The 22,792-nt window shown below is 67.1% G+C and carries 23 protein-coding genes, 1 tRNA gene and 1 pseudogene; 12 read left to right on the forward strand and 13 right to left on the reverse strand.

Translation table 11 applies throughout. The annotated features are described in order from the left end of the window. Positions 1 to 189: 189 nt before the first annotated feature. Together IQ458_RS17930 and IQ458_RS17935 are read left to right on the forward strand one after the other, a co-directional pair. Positions 190 to 378, forward strand: a complete 189-nt coding sequence (locus IQ458_RS17930) for a hypothetical protein (protein ID WP_203323674.1) — start codon at positions 190 to 192, stop codon at positions 376 to 378. Positions 379 to 446: 68 nt separating this feature from the next. Next, complete coding sequence (locus IQ458_RS17935; RefSeq protein ID WP_203323675.1) at positions 447 to 884, forward strand: CPBP family glutamic-type intramembrane protease; 438 nt, start codon at positions 447 to 449, stop codon at positions 882 to 884. A 9-nt stretch (positions 885 to 893) separates the two neighbouring features. Here IQ458_RS17935 and IQ458_RS17940 read toward each other — a convergent pair whose 3' ends face one another. Both IQ458_RS17940 and IQ458_RS17945 read right to left on the reverse strand, forming a co-directional pair. Then, positions 894 to 1,274: a hypothetical protein gene (locus IQ458_RS17940; protein WP_203323676.1), complete on the reverse strand. Its 381-nt coding sequence runs from the start codon at positions 1,272 to 1,274 to the stop codon at positions 894 to 896. A 345-nt stretch (positions 1,275 to 1,619) separates the two neighbouring features. After that, positions 1,620 to 1,696, reverse strand: a tRNA-Met gene (locus IQ458_RS17945). Between the two features lie 118 nt (positions 1,697 to 1,814). Here IQ458_RS17945 and IQ458_RS17950 point away from each other — a divergent pair. From IQ458_RS17950 to bfr, 3 genes are all read left to right on the forward strand, one after another. Further along, positions 1,815 to 2,411: an RNA pyrophosphohydrolase gene (locus IQ458_RS17950; protein ID WP_183640923.1), complete on the forward strand. Its 597-nt coding sequence runs from the start codon at positions 1,815 to 1,817 to the stop codon at positions 2,409 to 2,411. A gap of 66 nt (positions 2,412 to 2,477) precedes the next feature. Then, a complete protein-coding gene (locus IQ458_RS17955) occupies positions 2,478 to 2,693 on the forward strand; it encodes a (2Fe-2S)-binding protein (RefSeq protein WP_141454229.1) in 216 nt (71 codons plus the stop codon). A 135-nt stretch (positions 2,694 to 2,828) separates the two neighbouring features. Further along, entirely contained in the window at positions 2,829 to 3,299 is a 471-nt protein-coding gene (bfr, locus tag IQ458_RS17960) for a bacterioferritin (RefSeq protein WP_183640925.1), read from the forward strand. Here the strand turns inward: bfr and IQ458_RS17965 are convergent. The 3 genes from IQ458_RS17965 to IQ458_RS17975 form a co-directional block, all read right to left on the reverse strand. Next, positions 3,272 to 5,752 carry an ATP-binding protein gene (locus tag IQ458_RS17965; protein ID WP_203323677.1) on the reverse strand — a complete coding sequence of 827 codons (2,481 nt, stop codon included), beginning with the start codon at positions 5,750 to 5,752 and terminating at the stop codon, positions 3,272 to 3,274. The two genes, bfr and IQ458_RS17965, sit on opposite strands and share 28 nt — an antisense overlap. 2 nt (positions 5,753 to 5,754) lie before the next feature. Continuing rightward, the gene (locus IQ458_RS17970) at positions 5,755 to 7,644 is read right to left on the reverse strand and encodes an EAL domain-containing protein (RefSeq protein ID WP_203323678.1); all 1,890 of its coding nucleotides are present in this window, start codon (positions 7,642 to 7,644) and stop codon (positions 5,755 to 5,757) included. 82 nt (positions 7,645 to 7,726) lie between these two features. Next, positions 7,727 to 8,332: a DUF4126 domain-containing protein gene (locus IQ458_RS17975; protein ID WP_203323679.1), complete on the reverse strand. Its 606-nt coding sequence runs from the start codon at positions 8,330 to 8,332 to the stop codon at positions 7,727 to 7,729. A 95-nt stretch (positions 8,333 to 8,427) separates the two neighbouring features. On the opposite strand from IQ458_RS17975, the gene IQ458_RS17980 reads away from it, so the two are divergent. The 6 genes from IQ458_RS17980 to IQ458_RS18005 all read left to right on the forward strand — a co-directional run bounded on the left by IQ458_RS17980 (position 8,428) and on the right by IQ458_RS18005 (position 12,884). Then, complete coding sequence (locus tag IQ458_RS17980; protein WP_203323680.1) at positions 8,428 to 9,159, forward strand: DUF6776 family protein; 732 nt, start codon at positions 8,428 to 8,430, stop codon at positions 9,157 to 9,159. Between the two features lie 2 nt (positions 9,160 to 9,161). Next, complete coding sequence (locus IQ458_RS17985; protein ID WP_183640936.1) at positions 9,162 to 9,572, forward strand: bactofilin family protein; 411 nt, start codon at positions 9,162 to 9,164, stop codon at positions 9,570 to 9,572. A 54-nt stretch (positions 9,573 to 9,626) separates the two neighbouring features. Beyond that, the gene (locus tag IQ458_RS17990) at positions 9,627 to 10,349 is read left to right on the forward strand and encodes a DUF6776 family protein (RefSeq protein ID WP_183640938.1); all 723 of its coding nucleotides are present in this window, start codon (positions 9,627 to 9,629) and stop codon (positions 10,347 to 10,349) included. Positions 10,350 to 10,376: 27 nt separating this feature from the next. Next, entirely contained in the window at positions 10,377 to 10,757 is a 381-nt protein-coding gene (erpA, locus tag IQ458_RS17995) for an iron-sulfur cluster insertion protein ErpA (protein ID WP_141454222.1), read from the forward strand. A gap of 14 nt (positions 10,758 to 10,771) precedes the next feature. After that, a complete protein-coding gene (gene nudC, locus IQ458_RS18000; protein WP_203323681.1) occupies positions 10,772 to 11,698 on the forward strand; it encodes an NAD(+) diphosphatase in 927 nt (308 codons plus the stop codon). Between the two features lie 292 nt (positions 11,699 to 11,990). Further along, positions 11,991 to 12,884, forward strand: a complete 894-nt coding sequence (locus tag IQ458_RS18005) for a cobalamin biosynthesis protein (protein WP_183640943.1) — start codon at positions 11,991 to 11,993, stop codon at positions 12,882 to 12,884. A 606-nt stretch (positions 12,885 to 13,490) separates the two neighbouring features. Here the strand turns inward: IQ458_RS18005 and IQ458_RS18010 are convergent. The 8 genes and pseudogenes from IQ458_RS18010 to IQ458_RS18045 all read right to left on the reverse strand — a co-directional run bounded on the left by IQ458_RS18010 (position 13,491) and on the right by IQ458_RS18045 (position 21,958). Continuing rightward, positions 13,491 to 13,901 carry a DUF2752 domain-containing protein gene (locus IQ458_RS18010; RefSeq protein WP_203323692.1) on the reverse strand — a complete coding sequence of 137 codons (411 nt, stop codon included), beginning with the start codon at positions 13,899 to 13,901 and terminating at the stop codon, positions 13,491 to 13,493. A gap of 12 nt (positions 13,902 to 13,913) precedes the next feature. Then, a complete protein-coding gene (locus IQ458_RS18015; RefSeq protein WP_183640945.1) occupies positions 13,914 to 14,246 on the reverse strand; it encodes a CD225/dispanin family protein in 333 nt (110 codons plus the stop codon). 94 nt (positions 14,247 to 14,340) lie between these two features. Continuing rightward, entirely contained in the window at positions 14,341 to 16,260 is a 1,920-nt protein-coding gene (locus IQ458_RS18020; protein WP_203323682.1) for an MFS transporter, read from the reverse strand. A gap of 468 nt (positions 16,261 to 16,728) precedes the next feature. Further along, positions 16,729 to 18,006, reverse strand: a pseudogene (gene purD / locus IQ458_RS18025) (phosphoribosylamine--glycine ligase); the annotation flags it as partial. Between the two features lie 70 nt (positions 18,007 to 18,076). Further along, on the reverse strand, positions 18,077 to 18,940 hold the full coding sequence (locus IQ458_RS18030) for a DNA-methyltransferase (protein ID WP_203323684.1): 864 nt from the start codon (positions 18,938 to 18,940) through the stop codon (positions 18,077 to 18,079). A gap of 2 nt (positions 18,941 to 18,942) precedes the next feature. Beyond that, positions 18,943 to 20,526, reverse strand: coding sequence for a bifunctional phosphoribosylaminoimidazolecarboxamide formyltransferase/IMP cyclohydrolase (gene purH, locus IQ458_RS18035; protein WP_203323685.1), 1,584 nt, complete (start codon positions 20,524 to 20,526; stop codon positions 18,943 to 18,945). 112 nt (positions 20,527 to 20,638) lie between these two features. Further along, entirely contained in the window at positions 20,639 to 20,908 is a 270-nt protein-coding gene (gene fis, locus IQ458_RS18040; RefSeq protein WP_141454214.1) for a DNA-binding transcriptional regulator Fis, read from the reverse strand. A gap of 129 nt (positions 20,909 to 21,037) precedes the next feature. Continuing rightward, a complete protein-coding gene (locus tag IQ458_RS18045) occupies positions 21,038 to 21,958 on the reverse strand; it encodes a DUF3426 domain-containing protein (RefSeq protein WP_203323686.1) in 921 nt (306 codons plus the stop codon). Between the two features lie 103 nt (positions 21,959 to 22,061). Between IQ458_RS18045 and IQ458_RS18050 the strand changes: the two genes are divergently transcribed. Further along, positions 22,062 to 22,619, forward strand: a complete 558-nt coding sequence (locus IQ458_RS18050) for a GNAT family N-acetyltransferase (RefSeq protein WP_203323687.1) — start codon at positions 22,062 to 22,064, stop codon at positions 22,617 to 22,619. Positions 22,620 to 22,792: the final 173 nt, after the last annotated feature.

Here is a 22,792-nt window from a genome sequence, read left to right on the forward strand (position 1 = left end):
CGTCTACGAAAGCGGGGGCGTACCACTCAATGTTCGCGTTATCAGAATGAAAATAGGAGTTTTCTTATGTGCTAGGCGCGAAAACAAGCCATATGTTCGACCCGCAGATTCTTGAGGTGAAGGATCTGAACGGTGGCGTATGAAAACATTCGCCATTACTGATGTTTGGGTGACTTATGGAGAAGTGCGATGTGTGAGCTGACAAGCAAAGAAATCGATGCCGTTAACGGCGGCGTTCGTGCCCTCACCACCAGCATTGTAGCCAACGTGATTTACGACGGGATCAAGGCTGCGGGTGGCGCGCTGAAAGAGCACTACGGCCGTCAGAACACGGCGGTTCGCGATGATCCCTCTGGGCGAGGTCGCGCCCTGCTGTAAGGAAGTCGGCGTCCGCACCCGCGGGTGCGGACGCTTTAACGGGGGCATGTTGGTTGCATAGACGGGATATGAAATTTTTGCTGTTTGGGTCGCTTGCAAGCTTCCTTTCAGCAGCAATGGTGGCCTATCTGCTTTTTCGCTACTTCGGCCTCTCCGCATCGATGGATGCTGTTCCGAAAACACATGGCGATGTGGCTCTATTTATACTGACCAGTGTCATTGCAGCTCCCGCTCTAGAGACGATGCTGCTTGCCTGGCTATTCAGTGCATTGGTCAAAGCAAGGTTTGGCGCAATGAGTGCTGCAGTCATCTGTGTAATTGCATTTGCTGCCGCGCACGCCATGCGGGAGCCCTATCAAATGCTTGTCGTCCTGATTCCTGGCGCTGTTTTCATGCTCCCCTTTACCCGGGTGGGAGAAAGGGGCATCAAGCGCTGCGTATTGCTTTCTATGGGTGTACATGCGTTGCACAACGCATATGCCGTAGTTGCATTCCTGGTCAACTGACCGTGGGGTTCACGGCAGGTCCTGCTTAACCGTTTCTGCAATGACTGCCTGGAAGCTGGCGAGGTCGCGCCATGCGGTTGCTTTAGTGATGAGTCCCTCTCCGTCGGGTCGGACCTTGGTCTGCAGGCGCTCCATCCACCAGCGTTCTACCCAAGCGGAGCTGAGGTCCGACATGGGCATTTCCAGCGCGCGCTGGAATACCCGCTCCAAGCGATTGATGTACTTATCCGCGCCTTTCAGTTCGCTGCGAGCCCATGGGCTGTAATGGTCGCTTGGGAACACCGCGAGGGTCATCTTGGGCATCACGGGATTGGCGATGCTGGGCAGCCCGGTCTGGATGTACTCCGCGATGACTTTGCGGGCAATATCCCGGGCTTGGTCGAGGGTCAAGTGTCCGGAGCAGCAAATCGCGTACCTATGCGTTCCTGAGCTCGTAGGCGCGCTCCCTGGGCTGGGTCGTCGCTACGATACGCTTGGCGGAGTCTTTGGCTGCCCTGTTGCTGTTGACGGGCGCTTGCTGTGGTGTGTACGACGCCGTTTGGATGCTTTGCAGGCGTTCGTGCACCTGGTGCGTGGAAAGATGGCTGTGCTGCGGTCCAAGTGCCACGCCGCCCAAGGCATTTCATAAGCCACCCCTAGGCCGGAATCCTCCCCAGCCTAACTCCCCGGCCAGCGCCCACAAAAAAACCGCCTCGTGGGCGGCCTTGCCTAACGCTTTGATTCCTAAAACCTGCATGGTGGCTATGGGTGGACTCGAACCACCGACCCCAGCATTATGAGTGCTGTGCTCTAACCGGCTGAGCTACATAGCCGTGCAGGAACCGCACATTTTTCCGGTTCGGGGGGCGGCTGTCAATCCGGTCGGGCCGGCTTGTCGGCGCGGGCCGGCCGTGGCAGAGTCGGGGACAGTAGATTTCAGGAGTCCGCATCGTGATCGATCCGGACGGCTACCGACCCAACGTCGGCATTGTGTTGATGCGCCCGGATGGCCGGGTGTTCTGGGCGCGAAGGGTGCGCCGGGACGGCTGGCAGTTCCCGCAGGGCGGGATGAACACGGACGAGACGCCGGTCGAGGCCATGTACCGCGAGTTGCACGAAGAAACCGGCCTGTTGCCCGAACATGTGGAAGTGTTGGGGGCCACGCCCGGCTGGCTGCGCTATCGGCTGCCGCCCCGCGCCATCCGCCACCACGAACGCCAGGTCTGCATCGGCCAGAAGCAGGTCTGGTTCCTGCTACGGCTGGTCGGAGACGAGGCGCACCTGCGCCTGGACGCCACCGACACCCCCGAGTTCGACCATTGGCGCTGGGTGGATTTCTGGTACCCCATCGAGCACGTGGTGATGTTCAAGCGCGGCGTTTACGCCCGGGCGCTGGGACATCTGGCGTCCTATGCCCGCAGCGTGGTCGGGACCCTGGCGCTGCCGCCACAGCGGTCGGAACGGTTGGGGGAAGGCCACAGCCGGCCGCGTCCACGAAGCCGGCCCAAGCGTAAACAGGGCCAGGGCGCCGGCGACGCCAAGAATTGACAATCATTCTCATTCGCGGTCAAATGTGCCTCGAGCCACTCCGGCCCGCACATTGACCTCGCCGCCGTGTACGTCTGCATCTGCAACGGAGTCACCGACCACCAGATCCGCGAAGCCGCCGCCAACGGCGTGCGCACGGTGGCCGAACTGACCATGCGGACCGGCTGCGGCGCCACCTGCGGCAGTTGCCTGGACATGGCCGGCGGCCTGCTGGATGCGCATCACGCCCGCGCCGAGCGCGAGTTCAAGCTTCCGATTCTCGGACTGTCACAGGCCGCCTGATCGCGGCGCTTTGCACGCCTTGCCGACCGGCAGCGCGTGCTTCCTCCCCACGAGATGAGCACGATTCGCGTTCCGTCATGGCGCGGAACGACGCGCTAGCATGCGCCCGGTCCAACACCCCACGGGAGCCACGCCATGAAGGGCGACGCCAAGGTCATCGAATTCCTCAACAAGGCGCTCTACAACGAGCTGACCGCGATCAACCAGTACTTCCTGCACGCCAAGATGCTGAAGAACTGGGGTCTGAAGGAACTGGCCGAACACGAGTACAAGGAATCCATCGACGAGATGAAGCACGCCGACAAGCTGGCCGAGCGCATCCTGTTCCTGGACGGGCTGCCGAACTTCCAGGCGCTCGGCAAGCTGCGCATCGGCGAGAATCCGCGCGAATTGCTCGAATGCGATCTGGCGCTGGAGATGGAAGGCCTGCCGCTGCTGCGCGATGCGATCAAGTACTGCGAAGACCAGGGTGACTACGTCAGCCGACAGTTGTTCGCCGACATCCTGGATTCGGAAGAGGAACACGTCGACTGGCTGGAAACCCAGCTGTCGCTGATCGAGCGCATCGGCGAACCGAATTACCTGTTGACCATGCTCGAGGACTGAGCCGAGCCGGCAATCGGCGTCGGCGTCCTGCCCAGCTGCTGTGTGGCGTAACCCAGCAGCGCCATGCGCGCACGCGCGTATTCGGCGATGACCAGCGCCACCGCCACCGCGGGGCGATCCAGCCGGGCCGCGCGCGCGCCCAGTTCGACCCGTTTGGCCGCCGCCGACAGCGCCATCGCACCGACGTTGGCGCTGGATGATTTCAGGGTGTGCGCGGCATCGCGCATCGCATCCAGATCCGGCGTCGCGGCCGCCTTCTCCAGCGCGGCGATCAGGCGCGGCGCATCCTCCAGGAACAGGCTGATGATGCGCACGGTTTCATCACCGGCGATCTCGCGCAGTTCCTCCAGCATGCTGTGGTCCAGCACCGGGAAGGTCGGCGTCGCCGCGCGCGCGGCGGCGTCGTTTGGCGGTGCCTGCTGTGCGGCGGGCTCCGTGGCGCGCGGCGCGGCGATCGCGACATACCCGGGCAGCCAGCGCTGCAGGCAGGCTTCCAGTTGCTCGCGGGTGACCGGTTTGGCCAGGTAGTCGTCCATGCCGGCATCCAGGCAGCGCTGGCGATCGCCGGCCATCGCGTTGGCGGTCATCGCCACGATCGGCAGCCGGCGCTGCGCGCCCAGTTCGTTCTCGTGCGTGCGCCAGCGGCGGGTGGCGCTGTAGCCGTCCAGCACCGGCATCTGGCAATCCATGAACACCAGATCGAAGGGCTCGATCATCATCCGCTGCAGCGCCAGTTCGCCGTTGGCTTCCGACTCGCTGCGGAAACCCAGCGCGGCCAGCAGTTTCTGCGCCACCAGCAGGTTGACCGGGTTGTCCTCGACCAGCAGCAGGCGCGCTTCGGCGGGTGGCGCCGCGGTTTTTCCGGCCGCGTCCGTGTCCGTGCCGGCATCGGTGCCCGGATCCTGGTTCGCCGCGTCCGCGGAGGTTGCCACCGTATCGAACACCGGGGCGGGCGGCGTGTCCGTCGCGGTATCCACCGCTTCGAAAATGTCACCGATCACCACCGGCGGCAGCGCCGGATCCGCGTCGGTGGCGGTATGTCCGGTCAAGGCCGCGCGCAGCGCCGAATCCGGCGCCTGGCGCGACAACAGAGTGCTGTCGCCGCGCAGTTCTTCCGGGACCGACTCATCGCCGTACAGCCAGATCAGGCGAACCGGCGCGGCGCCGGCCGGGCGCCGGGCGAGGGTGCGGTGCAGGGCGCGGGCGGTGCTGCGGATGCCGCCGGCATCGGCGACCACGGCGACGAAATCGTCACCGCGGTTTTCGCTGACGGTGCGCAGGCGTTCCAGTGCTTCCTGGGTGGTTTCCACCGCGTTGACCTGCATGCCCCAGTTGGTGAGCAGCAGGCCAAGCCGCTGGCGCAGGCGGCTGTCCGGGGACACCACCAGCACGCGGCCCTGATCGAAGGCGTGCGGATCGCGCATCTTCATGTCGCCGATGACCTTGGTCAGCGGCGCCTCGAACCAGAAGGTCGAACCACGGCCGGGTTCGGACACCAGATCGATGCGCCCGCCCATCAGTTCGACGATGCGCTTGCAGATGGCCAGGCCCAGGCCGGTCCCGCCATACAGCCGGGTGGTGGAGGCGTCGGCCTGGGTGAAGGAACGGAACAACCGCGCCTGCGCCTCGGCGGGAATGCCGATGCCGGTGTCGCGGACTTCGAAACGCAGCAGGTGCTGGGCCGAGGTTTCCCCCAGCCGGCGCACGGCCAGGGTGACGCCGCCGCGTTCGGTGAACTTGATGGCATTGCCGATCAGGTTGCTCAGAACCTGCCGCAACCGCACCGGATCGCCGCGCACCGGCAGGCGCACCGTCGGATCCAGTTGCAGGCTCAGGCGCAGGCCCTTGTTCTCGGCCGGACGCTGCATCAGCTGCAGCACGCCGTCGAGCAGTTCGCGCAGGTTGAACGCGGTGATTTCCAGATCGAGCTTGTTCGCTTCCAGCTTGGAGTAGTCGAGGATGTCGTCGACGATGCGCAGCAACTGGTGCGAGGAGGCGCTGGCGGTGTTGAGCATCTCGCGGTGATCCGGTGCCAGCGGCGCGCGCGCCAGCATGTCCAGCATCGGCACGATGCCGTTGAGTGGGGTGCGGATCTCGTGGCTCATCGTGGCGAGGAATTCGCCCTTGGCCAGCACCGCCGACTCGGCCGCCTGCTTGGCCTGCAGCAGTTCCTGTTCCAGCTGGTCGTGCCGCTGCAGATCCCGGCGCAGGGCGTTGCGTTCGGATTCGGCGATGGCCGCGCGCGCTTCGGCGCCGGTCAGCTGGCGATGGGCGGTGCGCGCGTTGAAGGCGGCGAAACTGCCGCACAGCACGGCGACCGCGCCGGCGGCCAGCGCCGCCTGCCACCACGGGCCGGCGACGCCCGCGTAGGGCAGGACCAGGAACACCAGCGCGGCCACGCCCGCGAGCAGGGCCAGCCAGGGGGCGACCGGGGCGGGTCGCTGCGCGGGCATGCCTACAGCACCGCGTTGTGGAAATCGAAGCCGAGTTCGCTGCCGACGGCCTGCACCAGATTGCCCTGGATGAAGTCCACGCCGCCCATCCACATCGCGGCGGCCGCTTGCGGATCCTCGATCTGCTGGCCGATGACCTGCAGGCCGGCGCGATGCGCCTGGTCGATGATGCCGCGCAGCTCGTCGCGCAGCTTCGGATCGGTATGGGCGCCGGCATAGCGGCTGGCTACCCGCAGGTAGCCCAGCGGCAACTGGGTCAGCAAGGCGTCGGCTTCGCGCCCGGGCTCGAACTGGCTCAGGCAGAACTGCACGCCGCTGGGCATCAGCTGGTGGCAGAAATCGCGCAGGGTCACGGTGTGGATCAGCGCGTCGGCCATGCGCAGGTCGATGACCAGCGAGGTCCCTTCGATGCCGCGTTCGGCCAGGGTATCCAGCAGCCACTGCGCATGCGATTCGCGCGCCAGCGTGCGCGGTGACTGCGAGACGAACAGGCGCAGCGACGGTCCCTGCGACTGGCGCTCGGCCAGCACGTACAACGCGTGTTCCAGCACCCAGTGATCGATCTGGGCGATGCCGCCGGCCGATTCGGCCGCCGGGATCACCTGCGAGGCGGGCAGCAGCGAACCGTCGGGCTGGCGCATGCGCAGCAGCACCTGGTACTGCGCCTGATCGCTGCCGGCGACCGCGACGATCGGCTGGTAGGCCAGCTCGAAGCGGCCATCCTCCAGCGAGATCTTCGGCGCATCCTCGATGACCTGGGTCGGGGTGTAGCCGGCCAGGTTGTTGCCCTTCAGGCGTGCCTGCAGCACCGCGCGTTCGGTGGCCTCCAGCGCGCTGCCGGCGTCGGCGAAGCCGATCGATAACGGCGTGTAGCCGATGGAGCTGCGCAGGTTGAGGGTCTCGCCCGCGCCGATCGGGAACGGATTGAGGGTCAGCCCGTCGCGCAGGCGCGCGGCCTGCGTTTCCAGGGCGGACTCGTCCAGGCTGGCGGCCAGCGACAGGAAGCTGTTGTCGTTCAGCCGCGCGACCGGGTGGGGCGCGGCCACTTCCGCCAGGCGACGCCCGGCCTGGTTCATCAACTGCTCGAACGCCGCGTAGCCATAGCGCTCGCGCAGGCTCAGCGCGCTGCCCACCTCGATGAAGAACAGGCCGCCGCCGGAGGCCGATTGCACCGCCGCGCCTACCTGCTGCAGCAGGTAGGTGCGCGTCGGCAGGCCGGTCTCGGTGTTGATGGTGGCGCGCGCAAGCGATGGCGCGACGCGCTGGCGCGCGCGCTGGATGCGGTTGGAAACCGCCGCGATCAGGTGGCGCGGCCGGATCGGCTTGTTGAGGAAATCGTCGGCGCCGCTTTCCAGCACTTCGAACTGGCGTTCCGGATCCGGGTCCCCGGTCAGGAACACGATCGGCAGGTGCAGGTACTCGGGCTGCTGGCGGATCAGCATCGTCAGGTTCATGCCGTCGCGACCGGGCATGTGCAGATCCATCAGCACCAGATCCGGTTTGAACCGCTCCATCGCATCGAGCACGCCGTCGGACTGCATCTGTACTTCGGCCTGCATGCCGGCGCCGTGCAGCACGCTCTGGGCGAACAGCGCCTGGCCACGATCATCCTCGACGATGAGCACCCGGTAGGGGCTTTCCTGGGTGTCGCCGGTACGGCTGGAAGCCGCCGGTACGGCACCGCCGGCATCGTTGCCCGGCACCGGCGGCACGTCGCCGGTCGCGGGCGGCGGAGAGGATGCGGTCATCGCGGACATACCTCCTTTCAGCGGCACCGGCGCGGGCGCGTCGGCCGTCCAGCGCCGCCAGTAGCCCGGCGGCGGGGTTTCGGCCCGCAGACGGGAGCGCGAAGGCTCATCCTGCCGGCGGGATGTGGCGTCAGTGGCAGACATCAGGCTTCCCCAAGCATGTGCCGCATTATGCGATGAAGTTCACGACCCGGCACAGGCGTTCCGGAGCATCCGGTTTTCCGCGTCAAGGGGTCGGCATTCGAGGATCAGACGTACCGAGCAGCCGTTTCAGGCCACGGCTGACGCGACGCCAGACCCACCACACCGCCAGCGCCAGCACGATCGATATGCCGACCACCAGGGTCAGGGCGATCCAGGGATGGGCAAAGGCCAGCGCCAGGCCGCCCACCACCACCGCGTCCTCGGTGACCGAGGCGGCCCAATTGCTGACCGGCTCGGGCGAGGTGTTCATCAGCGCGCGCGAACCGCTCTTCAGCACGTGGCTGGTCAGGGCGATGCCGGCGCCGGCGGCGAGCGCGCCACCGCCGAGCTGTCCGTCCGGCGAGAGCGTGGCGGCGGCCAGGAAGGCGCCCGCCGGCACCCGCGCCAGGGTCTGCAGCAGATCCCAGCCCGAGTCCACCCCGGGAATCTTGTCCGCGAAGAATTCGGCCAGCGCCAGCGCGCCCGAGGTGCCCAGCACCCACCAGGACTGCGTGACCTGCAGGGCCGGCGGCAGATCCAGCCAGCCCAGCGCGCCGGCCAGGCCGAGGCCGAACACGGTCAGGTAGACGCGGATCCCGGCCATCCATGCCAACAGGATCCCAATTACGAAAAGATGTGCTTCGGACATCCCGGCGGTTCCCAGTAGACTCGACGGCCCTGTCGATGGTCCCGAGTATAGGCCTCCTGTCTGGCTGCTGCCTGAGCGCGGCCAGGGATTCGCTCATGTCCAGATCCCCCTTCCCGCGCTACCAGATCGTCGAACAGCGGCCCTCGCGCCGCGGACTCTGGCTGGCCGTGGCGGGACTGGCCTGGGCGGGGACGCTGGCCGGGGTCTGGTGGCTGGCCAGCTACACCGCCGCGCCCCGGCTGGGGCAGGCGAAGCAGGCGCTGGACCAGGCCCGGGACCAGGTCCGCCGGCAGCGGGCCGAACTGCAGCAACTGAGCCAGCGCGAAACCACCCTGGGCGTTTCCGATCGCATCAGCCGCACCGCCAACCAGGAACTGCAAGCCTCGCTGGCCGAGCGTGACGAGGAAATCGCGGGACTGCGTGCGGACGTGGCGTTCTACGAGCGCCTGGTCGGGGCCACCGCCCCGCGCCGCGGCCTCAATGTGCACCTGGCCGAGTTCAGCCGCGCGCCGGGCGGCGCCTGGCAATACCAGATCACCCTGACCCAGACGCTCAACCGCGGCGCCATCAGCGAAGGCGCGATGCGCTTCGCGGTGGAGGGCGTGCGCGACGGGCAACTGGCGACGATCGGCTGGGACGAACTGCACCAGCAGTCCGGCGTGGCCGGGCAGGCCTACTCCTTCCGCTATTTCCAGCAGCTCGATGGCAGCGTGATGCTGCCCGGCGGCTTCACCCCGCAGCGGGTGAAGGTGCAACTCAGCGGCGGCGAGCGCGCGGTGGAGCAGGCGTTCGATTGGAAACTCGCGACCTCAGCCGGAGGAAAATGATCATGTTCAAGCACAAGCCCCAGCGCGATGGCCAGGCCATCGACACCCTCATCGGCCCGCAGGTCACCATCCAGGGCGATCTGATCTTCAGCGGCGGCCTGTACGTGGAAGGGCGGATCCAGGGCAAGGTGCTGGCCGCCGAAGGCGAGCGCGCGGTGCTGACGCTGGCCGAGCAGGGCAGCATCGAAGGCGAGGTGCGCGCGCCGGTGGTGATCATCAACGGCCAACTGGTCGGCAACGTGTACGCCGACGACCGGGTGGAACTGGCGTCCAAGGCGCGGGTGCACGGCAACATCCACTACCAGGTGGTGGAGATGAGCGCCGGCGCCCAGCTCACTGGCCGGCTGGTGCATGCCACGGCGCTCGCCAGCGCCGGCGAGACCGCCGAAAACCTGGTCCCCGCCCACGCCTGAACCGGTTCGCCGGCATTCAGAGCCCCCTCCGGCGGGCCGCGCTATGCTCGGCCCATGAGTGAGACTCCTCTTCCTTCACCGCCCCCGCCGGCCAGCGGGCGGCTCTGGTTCTACGCGGCCGTCGCCTTGCTGGCGCTGCTGGTCGCCTTCGGCGGCTGGGGCCTGTGGCAGGTACTGGCCGGCGGCGGACAGGCGCCCAGCGCGCATCAGTTCCAGGCCCAGAAAAAACAGGTCGAGCAACTGGAGCAGCGGGTCGCCACGCTGTCGCGCTCGGACCAGATCAGCCGCGACGCCAACCGCGACCTGCAGACCGCGCTGGCCGAGCGCGACGAGGAAATCGCCGGCCTGCGCGCCGACGTGGCCTTCTACGAGCGCTTCGTCGGCGCCACCGGCCAGCGTCGCGGCCTGGCCGTGCACGAACTCAAGCTGCAGCCGCAGACCGACCAGGCCTGGCACTTCACCGCCACCCTGACCCAGAACCTCAACCGCGGCGCGGTCAATGCCGGCCGGCTGCTGGTGTCGGTGGAAGGCACCCGCGCCGGCAAGCTGCAGCGGCTGGCCTGGTCGGACCTGCGCCAGCAGGCCGATGCGCCGGGCCTGCCGTATTCGTTCAAGTATTTCCAGCAGGTCGAGGGCGACCTGGTCCTGCCCGCCGATTTCGAGCCGGTCCGGGTGACCGCGCGGCTGGTGCCGCAGAACGGCGCTGCGGTGGAACAATCGTTCACCTGGGCCGCCGCCAGCGGCCGCGAGGGCACCGGCGCTTCCGGCTTGAAGTGAGTCCCCCCAACCCCCATCCTGATCGCCATGGACAACCTCGTTTCCCTGCCCTCGGCGGCGCCGGACTACCAGTCACTCGAGCGCCCGCTGAACTTCAGCCACGCCGCGGCCGCCAAGGTCCGCGAGCTTATCGATGAGGAAGGCAACGCCGGACTGGCGCTGCGCGTCTACATCCAGGGCGGTGGCTGCTCCGGCTTCCAGTACGGTTTCGAGTTCGACGAGAACCGCGCCGAGGACGATCTGGCGGTGGACACCGACGGCGTGACCCTGCTGGTGGATCCGCTGAGCCTGCAATACCTGATGGGCGCCGAGGTGGACTACAGCGAGAGCCTGCAGGGCGCGCAGTTCGTCATCCGCAATCCCAACGCCAAGACCACCTGCGGCTGCGGCAGCAGTTTCAGCATGTGACACCCGCTCACCCCGTGGGCACCGATTCCAGCACCGCCTCCGCGTTGACCGGTTTCGCCTTCGCGGGCGAGCCGCTGGATCGCGCCGACAAGCTGCGCGACGACCCCGACACCCTGTTCCGCCTGTGGCCGGGCGCGCGCGTGATCGTGCTGACCCGCGAGGGTGAAGCGTTCGCCGATACGGCCGGACAACTGGCGGCGCCTACCGGCGAAGCGCTCGGCGGTGGTCCCGGCACGGCGATCTTCCTTGGCCTGCGCGGCGAGACCGCGTGGTTCGCGGTCGAGGCGGACAGCGTGCCGTTCGAAGCCGCGCAACGCGTGGACCTGCGCCGCGCGGCGGCGGTCTGGCCGGCGTTCGAGGCTGGCGTGTTCGCGCTGGCGCGGGCGATGTTCTACTGGCGTTCGCGCAACCGCTTCTGCGGCCTGTGCGGCGGCGAGGTGGAGTTCCGCCGCGCCGGTTACCAGGGCCGTTGCCTGCAATGCGACGCGGACCATTACCCGCGCGTGGACCCGGCGGTGATCGTCGCGGTCAGCGATGGCGAACGCCTGCTGCTGGGCCGCCAATCGTCCTGGCCGGCGCGCCGCTATTCGGTGATCGCCGGTTTCGTCGAACCCGGTGAAACCCTGGAACAGACGGTGGCGCGCGAAGTGCTGGAGGAAACCGGCGTGCGCGTGCGCGGCTGCCGCTACCTGGGCGCGCAGCCGTGGCCGTTCCCCGGCGCGCTGATGCTGGGCTTCGCCGCCGACGCCGACCCGGACATGCCACGGGTGGACGACGAACTGGAAGACGCGCGCTGGTTCACCTTCGATGAAATCGACGCGGCCCGCGAACGCCGCGAGGGCGACGGCGACGAGGGCCTGCTGCTGTCGCCGCGGATTTCCATCGCACGCTCGCTGATCGATCACTGGCATGCCGGGATGCTCGCGCGTCGGCGCTCCTGAGCGGCTGTCGTAGATCCTCTAACCGCAATCGCTTCTCAACAGCCGAATGGCTGATCAATCCCCCGTCACCCGCTAACGCGGGTGTCCGCCCCCTTTTTCAGACGCCTTTCAACAGCCGAATGGCTGGTCAAGGGGGCTATCACAAGGGTCACCCACTCTAGGGAAACCCCGCTTTTCCTCCCCCTTTGCAAAAGGGGGACCGAGGGGGATTTGCTCCAGGCGCAGCCGGGCGCGCCCCCAGACCCGACATTAACGAAGCGGCAGGCTAGAATCCGGGGGAAGGAGGAACCGAATGTCCATCACCCTGGTCGCCGTGGTCGTCGCGCTGGTACTCGGGCACGTCGCGCCGTCACTGGTCACGTCGGTCCGTCAGTTCCATTGGTACGGACACTGGCTGCGCTGGCTCGACGAACGCTTCCCCGGAGACGGTTTCTGGCGCGGGCGCTACGGCATTGCGCTGGCGCTGGTGCCGCCGCTGCTGCTGGTCGGGTTGTTCCAGTGGGTGTTGCACGAGCCGCTGTTGGGCCTGGTCGGGCTGTTGTTCTCTGTGCTGGTGCTGGTCTACGCGTGGGGTCCGCGCGATCTCGACGTGGACGTGGAAGCGATCATCGATGCGCACGAGCCGGCCGCGCGTCGCGAGGCGATTGCCCGCCTGTGGCCGGATGGCGAGACCGTGGCCGCCGATGGCCCGGCCTTGGTGGAAGCCGTGTTCCGCAACGCGCTGCGGCGCTGGTTCGGCGTGCTGTTCTGGTTCCTGTTGCTCGGACCGATCGGCGCGCTGCTGTACCGGCTGGTCGCACTGACCGCCGAAGGCGAGTTCCAGCGCGCGCTGCCGCACGACACCCGCGAGGGCGCGCGCGCGCTGCTGTCCGTGCTGGAATGGCCGGTCGCCCAGCTGATGACCCTGGCGATGGCCCTGGTCGGCAACTTCGATACCGTCTTCCAGGCCTGGCGCGAGGCGCACGGCAACAGCCTGCAACTGCGGACCGGATTCCTCGGCCACGCCGCGCGCGCGAGCGTGCGCAGCGAACTGGCGGAAGAGGCCGAGGATTACGCGGAGGAAGGCATGGTCCAGGCCATGCGCGAACTGCCCGAACTGCGCGACGCCATGAGCCTGGTCTGGCGCATCCTGCTGGTCTGGATGGCGGTGCTGGCCGTATTCGTCATCGGCGGCTGGGTCAGCTAAACCCGTAGGAGCGACGTCAGTCGCGACCGTGATCCCGAACGAAAGACCGGTCGAAAAAACAATCATGTGGGAGCGACGTAAGTCGCGATATCCCGACGATATCGGAATGACAAGACAGCGCGTGGTTTTGCCAAGGGGGAAGTAGGCAGCGGTACTTCAAGGTTCGAAGCTTCGCGACTTACGTCGCTCCCACAAGGGGGGATTGGATCAACCCGGGGCCAGCAGGGTGAAGGGAAACCAGGGCAGGTTGCGGGCTATCCGCGCCACCTGAAAGGGTGGGCGCCGAAATCGGGGAACGCGCCGCAGCGCGCCCATGTCCATCCGCCAAAGCGGCTTTGGATCAACCCGGGGCCAGCAGGGTGAAGGGATACCAAGGCAAATTGCGGGCTATCCGCGCCACCTGAAAGGGTGGGCGCCGAAATCGGGGAACGCGCCGCAGCGCGCCCATGTCCATCCGCCAAAGCGGCTTTGGATCAACCCGGGGCCAGCAGGGTGAAGGGATACCAAGGCAAATTGCGGGCTATCCGCGCCACCTGAAAGGGTGGGCGCCGAAATCGGGGAACGCGCCGCAGCGCGTCCATGTCCATCCGCCAAAGCGGCTTTGGATCAACCCGGGGCCAGCAGGGTGAAGGGATACCAAGGCAAATTGCGAGCTATCCAATACGTTGGCAGCACCACCAGCCACACCTTCGGTTCCATGATCACGCGCATCAGCGGTTCCAGCGCGCGTGGCCGCCAGCCCTGCGAATGGGCCACCAGCAGCGGCACCATCGGCAGCACCAGCATCGCCAGCGGGTTCATGCCGAAGGCGCGGACGATGTCGCCGTGCACCAGCGCGTGCAGTGCGCGGGTCAGGCCGCAGCCGATGCAGTAGAAGCCGGTCAGCTCGCGGAAGATGCAGGGCAGGAACGGATTGCCCTCGACGTTCGGATCGAAATGCAGCAGCAGCCAGACGCCGGCGGGGATCAGCAGCGCGATCCCCGCCAGCGCGGTCCATTGCAGCGGTTTCAGGGCAATGGACACCGGAACTTACTGCTGCTGCTGGATCTGTTCCATCATCTGCATGTACTGCGCCATGCCACCGGTGGCCAGGACGTAGATGTTGAGCAGCAGGCCGATGATCGCCAGCGCGGTGGCGACCCAGCACCAGGTCTTGGCGTTGTTGGAAGCGCGGCGCGCGCCTTCCAGGTCGCCCTGGTTCAACTTGCTGTTGACCTGGCTGGAGAACACGATGGCGACGATGCCGACCAGGCCCAGCGGGCAGCACAGGCAGGTCGCCAGCACGGTCGAGATAATCGACCAGGCCAGATGATTGGGGATGTTGGCGGGAGCCTGTTGCGGCAACGGGGGAACGGCACTCATCGGAGTCTCCTTGCAGTGATGAAGCGGGGTGGTCGGACCCTAGTCTAACGTCTGTACCCGCGATTCGTATGCGCGCCGTGAAGGTTCGATGGGGTCAGGCGTCGTCGCCACGCAGTCCGCGCACGATCACCTCCAGGCTCTCGGCGGTCGCGGTCGTTCCGTCCACCGGCGGCGCGGCCACCACCTCCACGTGGGCATGGAAACGACGCGGTACCCGCATCCGGCCCAGCCGGCTGTCGCGGCGGCTCCACATGCTGCTCCACATGCCCTTCAGCGCCATCGGCACCACCGGCACCGGCCGCCGTTCCAGGATCTTCTCCACCCCCGACTTGAACGGCGCGATGCCGCCGTCGCGGGTCAGCGCGCCCTCCGGGAAGATGCCGACGATCTCGCCCTCGGCCAGGGCCTGGTCGATTTCCTCGAATGCGCGCCGCATCAGTTCCGGATCCTCCTTGGCCCCGGCGATCGGGATGGCCTTGGCGGTGCGGAAGATCCAGCTCATCACCGGGATGTTGAAGATCTTGTAGTACATGACGAAGCGCACCGGCCTCGGGATGCTGGCCGCCAGCAGCAGCGCATCCATGTAGCTGACGTGGTTGCAGACCAGCAGTGCCGGGCCTTCGTCGGGCACGTGCTTCTCGATGCCGTGCAGGCGCAGCCGGTACAGGAAGCGCACCAGCACCCAGCTCAGGAAGCGCATCAGGAATTCGGGCACCAGGGTGAAGATCCAGATCGCCACCACGGCGTTGGCAATGGCCAGCACCAGGAACACCTGCGGGATGGTCAGCCCCGGCAGCGGGATGCGGAATCCGCCCAGCGCCAGTTCCTTCATCTGCAGGGCGATGCCCAGCACCGCCGCCAGCACGATGTAACCGGCGTTCTGGATGTTCATGCCGGCGATGACCCGGGCCAGTTCCTGCTTCGGCGTGCGGCTCTGGATCAGCGCGAACAGCGGCACCACGAAGAAGCCGGTGAACAGGCCGATGCCGATCAGGTCGATGACGATGCGCCAGCTGCCGGGCTGCTGCAGGAATGCCGATACCGACAAACCGGCGACCGGCGCCACGCCGCTGCGGGCGAAATACAGATCCAGCAGGAACGCGCTCATGCCGAACGCGCCCAGCGGCACCAGGCCGATTTCCACGGTGCGTGCGGAAAGGCGTTCGCACAACAGCGAACCCACGCCGGTGCCGATCGAGAACAGCGCCAACGGGAACACGTACCAGGTGCCGATGCCCAGGTTCAGATCGGCGTAGGTGGGGATGTTGCCGGTCAGCACGGTGCCGAAGAACCAGAACCAGGACACGCCCAGCACCGAGTTGCGCACCGCGACCTGCTTCTTGGCCAGGCGCAGCACCGTGCGCGATTCGGTCAGCGGGTTCCAGTTGATCTTCAGTTCCGGCGCCCCCGCGTCGGCGCGCGGAATCAGCCGGCTGACCAGGTTGCCGGTGATGGCAAGCAGGATGATGGCGACCGCGGCCACGGTCGGGCCATGGCTGCCGGCCAGGTTGAAGATCAGGCCGCCGAAGATCATGCCGATCAGGATCGACAGCGAGGTGCCCATCTCGACCAGACCGTTGCCGCCGGTCAGTTCCTCGGGTTTGAGCACCGAGGGCAGGATGGAGTACTTGACCGGGCCGAACAGGGTCGATTGCAGGCCGGTGCAGAACAGCGCGGTCAACAGGACGATCAGATCCTGGGTGAGGAAGCCGATTGCGGCCAGCGACATGATCACGATTTCCATCGTCGTCGTGATCCGGATCAGCTTCGATTTCTCCAGCTTCTCCGCGATCTGGCCAGCGGTGGCCGAGAACAGGAAGTAGGGCAGGATGAAGATGGCCGGCGCCAGGTTGGTGTACAGCGTCTTGTCCTGCGCACTGACGCTCATGAAACCCAGCAGGCCGATGATCGCCTGGCGGTAGACGTTGTCGTTGAACGCGCCCAGCGACTGGACCAGGAAGAACGGCAGGAAGCGCCGCTGTTTCAACAAGACGAACTGGCTGTGGCTGGACATGCGCCCTCCGTGGGTTGCGCGCAGCCTAGCAGAACGATGGGGGCATCCGGTTTACCGGGGGCGTCTTTCCGAGGGGGCTTGGGAGAGATGCTTTCAGACGCCCCGCGCAAATCCCCCGTCACCCGCTGCGCGGGTGCCCGCCCCTTTTTCGCTTTCAATAGCCGAATGGCTGGTCAAGGGGGCATTCACGTCCCCGGCAGTGGGAGACACCGGGAAGGTGTGCACATTTTCAATAGAAGAGCATCCCCATGTAGTGATGACGGAAGATCCGGAATACCTCCCCCTTTGAAAAAGGGGGACTGAGGGGGATTTGCGGAGCTCGCTCCGCTGCCTTTCCCGTGCGCGAAAAGAGCGTTCGCTGCCGGAGCTCCCGGCAGCCGAGCAAGCTCGGCTCTACGCGGTGGGTTTTTCGCGTGCGATTGCGCGCCAGCCGATGTCATTGCGATGGAACTCCCCATCNGTGGGTTTTTCGCGTGCGATTGCGCGCCAGCCGATGTCATTGCGATGGAACTCCCCATCCCAGCCGATGCGTTCGACACCGGCATAGGCATTGCGCTGCGCGTCGCCGACGCTGTCGCCGAGCGCGGCCACGCACAGCACGCGGCCGCCGCTGGTCAGCACTTCGCCGTTGTTGCCGGGGCGGGTGCCGGCGTGGAAAACCTTGGCCGGGCCGAGATCCGCGTCCAGGCCGTGGATGGCGTCGCCGGTCTTCGGCGTTTCCGGATAGTTCGCCGCCGCCATCACCACGCCCAGCGATGGACGCGGATCCCAGTCCGCCTCGGTGGCGTCCAGGCGGCCGTCGATGGCCGCTTCCACCAGATCCACCAGATCCGAGCGCAGGCGCAGCATCACCGGCTGGGTTTCCGGATCGCCGAAGCGCACGTTGAACTCGATCACCTTCGGCGCGCCATTGCCGTCGATCATCAGCCCGGCATACAGGAAGCCGGTGAACGGCACGCCGTCGGCGATCATGCCCTGCACGGTCGGATTGACCACTTCCCGCATCACCCGATCGTGCACTTCCGGCGTCACCACCGGTGCCGGTGAATACGCGCCCATGCCGCCGGTGTTGGGACCGGTGTCGCCGTCGCCGACCCGCTTGTGATCCTGCGAGGTCGCCATCGGCAGCGCGGTGCGGCCGTCGACCATGCTGATGAAGCTGGCTTCCTCGCCATCGAGGAATTCCTCCACCACCACCCGCGCGCCGGCCGCGCCGAACGCGTTGCCGGCCAGCATGTCCTGGATGGCGGCCTCGGCCTCGGCCAGGGTCATCGCCACGATCACGCCCTTGCCCGCGGCCAGGCCGTCGGCCTTGATCACGATCGGCGCACCCTTCTCGCGCACGTAGGCCAATGCCGGCGCGGTCTCGGTGAATACCGCGTAGTGCGCGGTGGGAATGCCGTGGCGGGCGAGGAAATCCTTGGCGAACGCCTTGCTGCCTTCCAGCTGCGCGGCGGCGGCGGTGGGTCCGAAGATGCGCAGGCCCTCGCTGCGGAAACGATCCACCACGCCTGCCACCAGTGGCGCTTCGGGGCCGACCACGGTCAGGGCCACGCCTTCCTGTTTCACCAGTTCGACCAGGCGATCGATTTCGGTCGCACCCACGGCGACGTTGCGGCACTTGTCCTCGCGTGCGGTGCCGGCGTTGCCGGGAGCGACCAGCACTTCGGCCACGCGCGGCGACTGCGCGATCTTCCAGGCCAGCGCGTGTTCGCGGCCGCCGGAACCGATGACGAGGATCTTCATGGCTGTCTACTCCGAAATGCGTGTGGACCCGCGGCGCGGATCAAGGAAAGGAAGGGGAATCGTGGCGCGCTCACGCCTCGGCGCCCAGGCGCGCGGCGGTCAGCCTGACGAAGGCCGGATCCAGCTCGCTGCCGACATAGCACCGGCCGCTGCGCAGCGCGGCCACGCCGGTGGTGCCGGAACCGTTGAAGGGATCGAAGATGCGATCGCCCGGATCGGTCGAAGCCTCGATGCAGCGCAGCAGCAGTTCCACCGGTTTCTGGGTGGGATGGCGGCCGTGGCTCTTCTCGCCCTTGGCCGGCGCGGGCAGGCGCCACACCGACTTCATCTGCTTGTCGCCGTTCTCCGCCTTCATCTTCCGGTAGTGGAAGCGATGCCTGCTCTTCTCCGTCTTCGCCGCCCAGATCAGGGTCTCGGTGGAATGGGTGAAGGTGCGGCAGGCCAGGTTGGGCGGCGGATTGGGTTTTTCCCAGGTGATGTCGTTGAGCAGCTTCATGCCCAACTGCTGCATGGCGAAGCCGACCGAATGGATCACGTGGTGGGTGCCGGACACCCACAGGGTGCCGTCCGCTTTCAGCGCGGCCTGGCAGCGCTGCAGCCAGGCCAGGTTGAACTCGTGGTTGTAGGCCGGGCCCTGGCTGCGATCCCATGCGCCCTTGTCGACCTTGACCATTTTCCCGCCATGGCAGGTGACGCCGCCGTTGGAGAGGAAATACGGCGGGTCGGCGAAGATCATGTCGAAGAAGCCATCCGGATGGCGTTCGATGATCCGGTCCAGAAGTTCCAGGCAGTTGGCGCGGTACAGCAGCGCGCGACCGTCGGCATCGGCCCAGGCGAGCCGGTTGGGCGAGGTCGGGCTTGCGGCCAGCGTGCCCAGCCCCAGCGCGTCGGCCAGGGCGGGGGAGGTGGCGGCAGGCTGCGCGCGGGCCGGCACGATCAGTGCCGGAAGTGGCGCACGCCCGTGAACACCATGGCCAGGCCATGCTCGTCGGCGGCGGCGATGACTTCACTGTCGCGCATCGAGCCGCCCGGCTGGATCACCGCCTTGATGCCGGCTTCGGCGGCGGCGTCGATGCCGTCGCGGAACGGGAAGAACGCATCCGAGGCCATCACCGAGCCTTCCACCTGCAGGTTCGCGTCGGCGGCCTTGATGCCGGCGATGCGCGCCGAGTAAACCCGGCTCATCTGGCCGGCACCGACACCTATCGTGCGGTTGTCCTTGGCGTAGACGATCGCGTTGGACTTGACGTACTTGGCCACCCGCCAGGCAAACAGCAGGTCGCGCAGCTCGGCCTCGGTCGGCGCGCGCTGGCTGACCACCTTCAGCTCGTCCGCGCTCATGCCGCGGTTGTCGGAGGACTGCAGCAGCAGGCCGGAGCCGATGCGCTTGCTGTCGTAGTTGTTGAGGCCGGCGCCCAGCGGGATGCGCAGCACCCGCACGTTGGCCTTCTTCTTCGCGTAGTCCAGCGCGCCTTCCTCGTAGTCCGGCGCGATCAGCACTTCGACGAACTGGCGATCCAGGATGACCTTGGCGGTGGCCGCGTCGAGGGTGCGGTTGAAGGCGATGATGCCGCCGAACGCGCTGGTGGGATCGGTCGCATAGGCCAGTTCGTAGGCATCGCCGCAGGCCACCCCGACCGCCACGCCGCACGGATTGGCGTGCTTGACGATCACGCAGGCCGGCGCGTCGAACTGACGCACGCATTCCCACGCCGAATCGGCGTCGGCCAGGTTGTTGAAGCTCAGTTCCTTGCCCTGCAACTGCTGGAAGGTCGCCAGCGTGCCCGGCACCGGGCCCAGGTCGCGGTAGAACGCACCGGATTGGTGCGGGTTCTCGCCGTAGCGCAGATCCATCACCTTCACGAAGGTGGAATTCATCTGCGCCGGGAACTCGCTGCGCGCCGGCACCACCGCCGAAGCGTCGGTGACCGCGGACAGGTAGTTGCTGATCGCCGCATCGTACTGGGCCACGCGGTTGAACGCGGCCACCGACAGGGCGAAGCGGGTCCGCGCCGACAGGCTGCCGTCGTGTTCGTCCAGTTCGCGCACCAGATCGGCGTATTGCGCCGGATCGGTGGCGACCGCGACATGGGCGAAATTCTTGGCCGCCGCGCGCAGCATCGCCGGGCCGCCGATGTCGATGTTCTCCACCGCCTCGTCCAGGGTGCAGTCGGCGCGCGCGGTGACTTTCTCGAACGGATACAGGTTCAGCACCAGCAGGTCGATCGCGCCGATGCCGTGCTGCGCCATCACCGCGTCGTCGGTGCCGCGACGGCCCAGCAGGCCGCCGTGGACCTTGGGATGCAGGGTCTTGACCCGTCCGTCCATGATTTCGGGAAAGCCGGTGACGTCGGAGACGTCGCGCACGGCCAGGCCGGCGTCACGCAGGGCCTTGGCGGTCCCGCCGGTGGACAGCAGTTCCACGTTGCGCGCGGCCAGGGCCTGCGCCAGTTCGATGAGGCCGGTTTTGTCGGAAACGGAAAGCAGTGCCCGGCGGACGGGCAGGCGTTGGTCGGTCATGGGGAGATGCGGCGGGAGGACCGCGGAATTATAGCCTCCCGGGCGGGTCGCTTCCCCCGTGGACGGGGCTGATCAGGCCGCGATCGGCGTGATCCTGCGTGATCGGGCGCGCTCAGGCCAGCCCGTAGTCCTTCAGCTTCTTGCGCAGGGTGGCGCGGTGGATGCCGAGCAGGGCTGCGGCCCGGCTCTGGTTGCCCTCGCAGTGGTTCAGGACTTCCACGAACAGGGGAATCTCCATTTCCCGCAGGACAATCTCGTACACGTCGTCGGCGTCGCAGCCGTCCAGATCACGCAGATAGCGGCGCACCGACTGGGCGACATGCTCGCGCAGCGGCGGACGGGGCGAACGGGGATTGTCTTGGCGGGTGGAAGCTGCGTTCACACGGGTTCCCGGAAGCGGAGGACGAAGCGCCCGCCTTGTGGTTGTGTTCTGCGGCGGGGGAGGGAGTCTAGCGCCAGTCGTGCGTCCGTGCACCCCGTTCGTCGCGGGAACGCGTGTTGGCGGCGCCGATCAGCGGAAGTCGAAGGAAAACGCGACCACGTTGGCACTTGGTTCGCGGACCCACACGGCCACCTGGGCACTCTGCCCGGGACCGATGGTCGCCAGGGCCGCGCTGTCCCTGGGCAGGTACTCGGCCGGACGCAACGCGCGCGCCCCCAGGGTGCGCCCGTCGGCATCCTTCAGCGTCAGCACCAGTACCGGCCACGACTGCGCCCAACGCGCATCGTTGCGGAAGGTCGCCTGCGCCAACAGCACGCCCGGCGCGCCGGGCACCGGACGCACGTCGCGATCGAGCATCGCGAACGCCTGCGGTTCGCGCCACGGCGGCAGCGAACAGCCCAGCGCGTTGCACAGCGACGCCAGCACCGGCCGCCAGCCGGCATCGGCGGAAAGGCGCGCGCGATCGGCCAGCAGCACCTGCAACACCAGCACCGCCGCCAGCACGATCAGTGTGGCCCATTGCCAGCGCGGCACACCGGAAGGTACGCGTGCATGCGCCTGTCCATGCAGGAAGCTGGGCGCGCGCGATGCCGGCCGCGCCGGAGCTTGGGCCGCCGGCGCGGCGGCGGGTAGCTCGACCGCGTCCGGTTCGGTGATCGCATCGGCGGAAAATTCGGAGGAATCTGAGGATTCGGATTCGGATTCGGCGATGGAGGATGCCGCCTCGACCTCGACGGCGTCGTCTTCCGCCGGCCTGGCGACGGACGCGGGTGATTCGACCGTACCGGCTTCGTCGCGGCGCAGCAGGCGCGCGAGGCTGGGGCCGCCGTCGACCGCCGCGGCATCGGGCACGGATGCGGTCGCGCGTCCGTCGTCCCGCGCGCCGGCGTCGCCCAGCGCGCCCCCGCAACGCGGGCAGTGCGCCGGGGCATGCTGCCCACGCGGGTCGGTGGCCACCAGATAGCGACAGTGCGGGCAGGCGATGAACATGCGGCCTATTCAAACATGCGGGCCGGGGCGCGCAAAGCCGGGCAGGCAGGGCCGGACCCGCGCGCATGGTTCAATCGACGCCCCCTGTCCGGAGATGGCCCGCATGTTGACCCTCACCCGCGCGTCGGCGCGCCAGCGACAGGCCGCGACGCGGCTGGAGGATGGATTCCGGGTCGAGAGCGAACTGCAGCCCTGCCTGCGCGAAGGCGTGCTGGCGCTGGGGGAAGTCCCGGTCACACCGTATTTCAAGCGCTATCCGCGCGACGACGCATCCGAAGCGATGCGGCCTGCGTCCGACGACGCGGCGATCGAACCGGAGGGAGACGTGGATGCCTATCTCGCCCATTGGCAGGGCGAACTGGCCGGCGTGATTGAACTGTCCGTGGCCTGGAATCGGTACGCGCGGGTGGACAACCTCGTGGTGGATGCGGCATGGCGGCGGCGCGGCATCGCACGCGCGCTGCTGGAACAGGCATTCCGCTGGTGCCGCGAGCGCAACCTGCCGGGCGTGATGCTGGAAACCCAAAACAACAACGTGGCCGCCTGCCGCCTGTACGTGCATTGCGGATTCCAGTTGGGTGGTTTCGATCGCGAGTTCTATCGCGGACTGGATCCCCGCAGTCGCGAGATCGCGCTGTTCTGGTATTGGCGTCCGGACTGAAGACGCGCCACGGATTTTCCGCAAGCGAGCGCTTCTGCGCGCACTTCATCGCCCTGCGAGGCATTGCGTGCGCACGCAGACAACACCGCGCAGGTGCGTGCGTGTGCGGATGAAGTGAGTCCACTAACTTTGAATCGCGTTTGATTAGTTTCAATGACAGTCAGTGATACTGT

It is taken from the genome of Pseudoxanthomonas beigongshangi (assembly GCF_016820515.1).
GTDB classification, from domain to species: Bacteria; Pseudomonadota; Gammaproteobacteria; order Xanthomonadales; family Xanthomonadaceae; genus Pseudoxanthomonas_A; species Pseudoxanthomonas_A beigongshangi.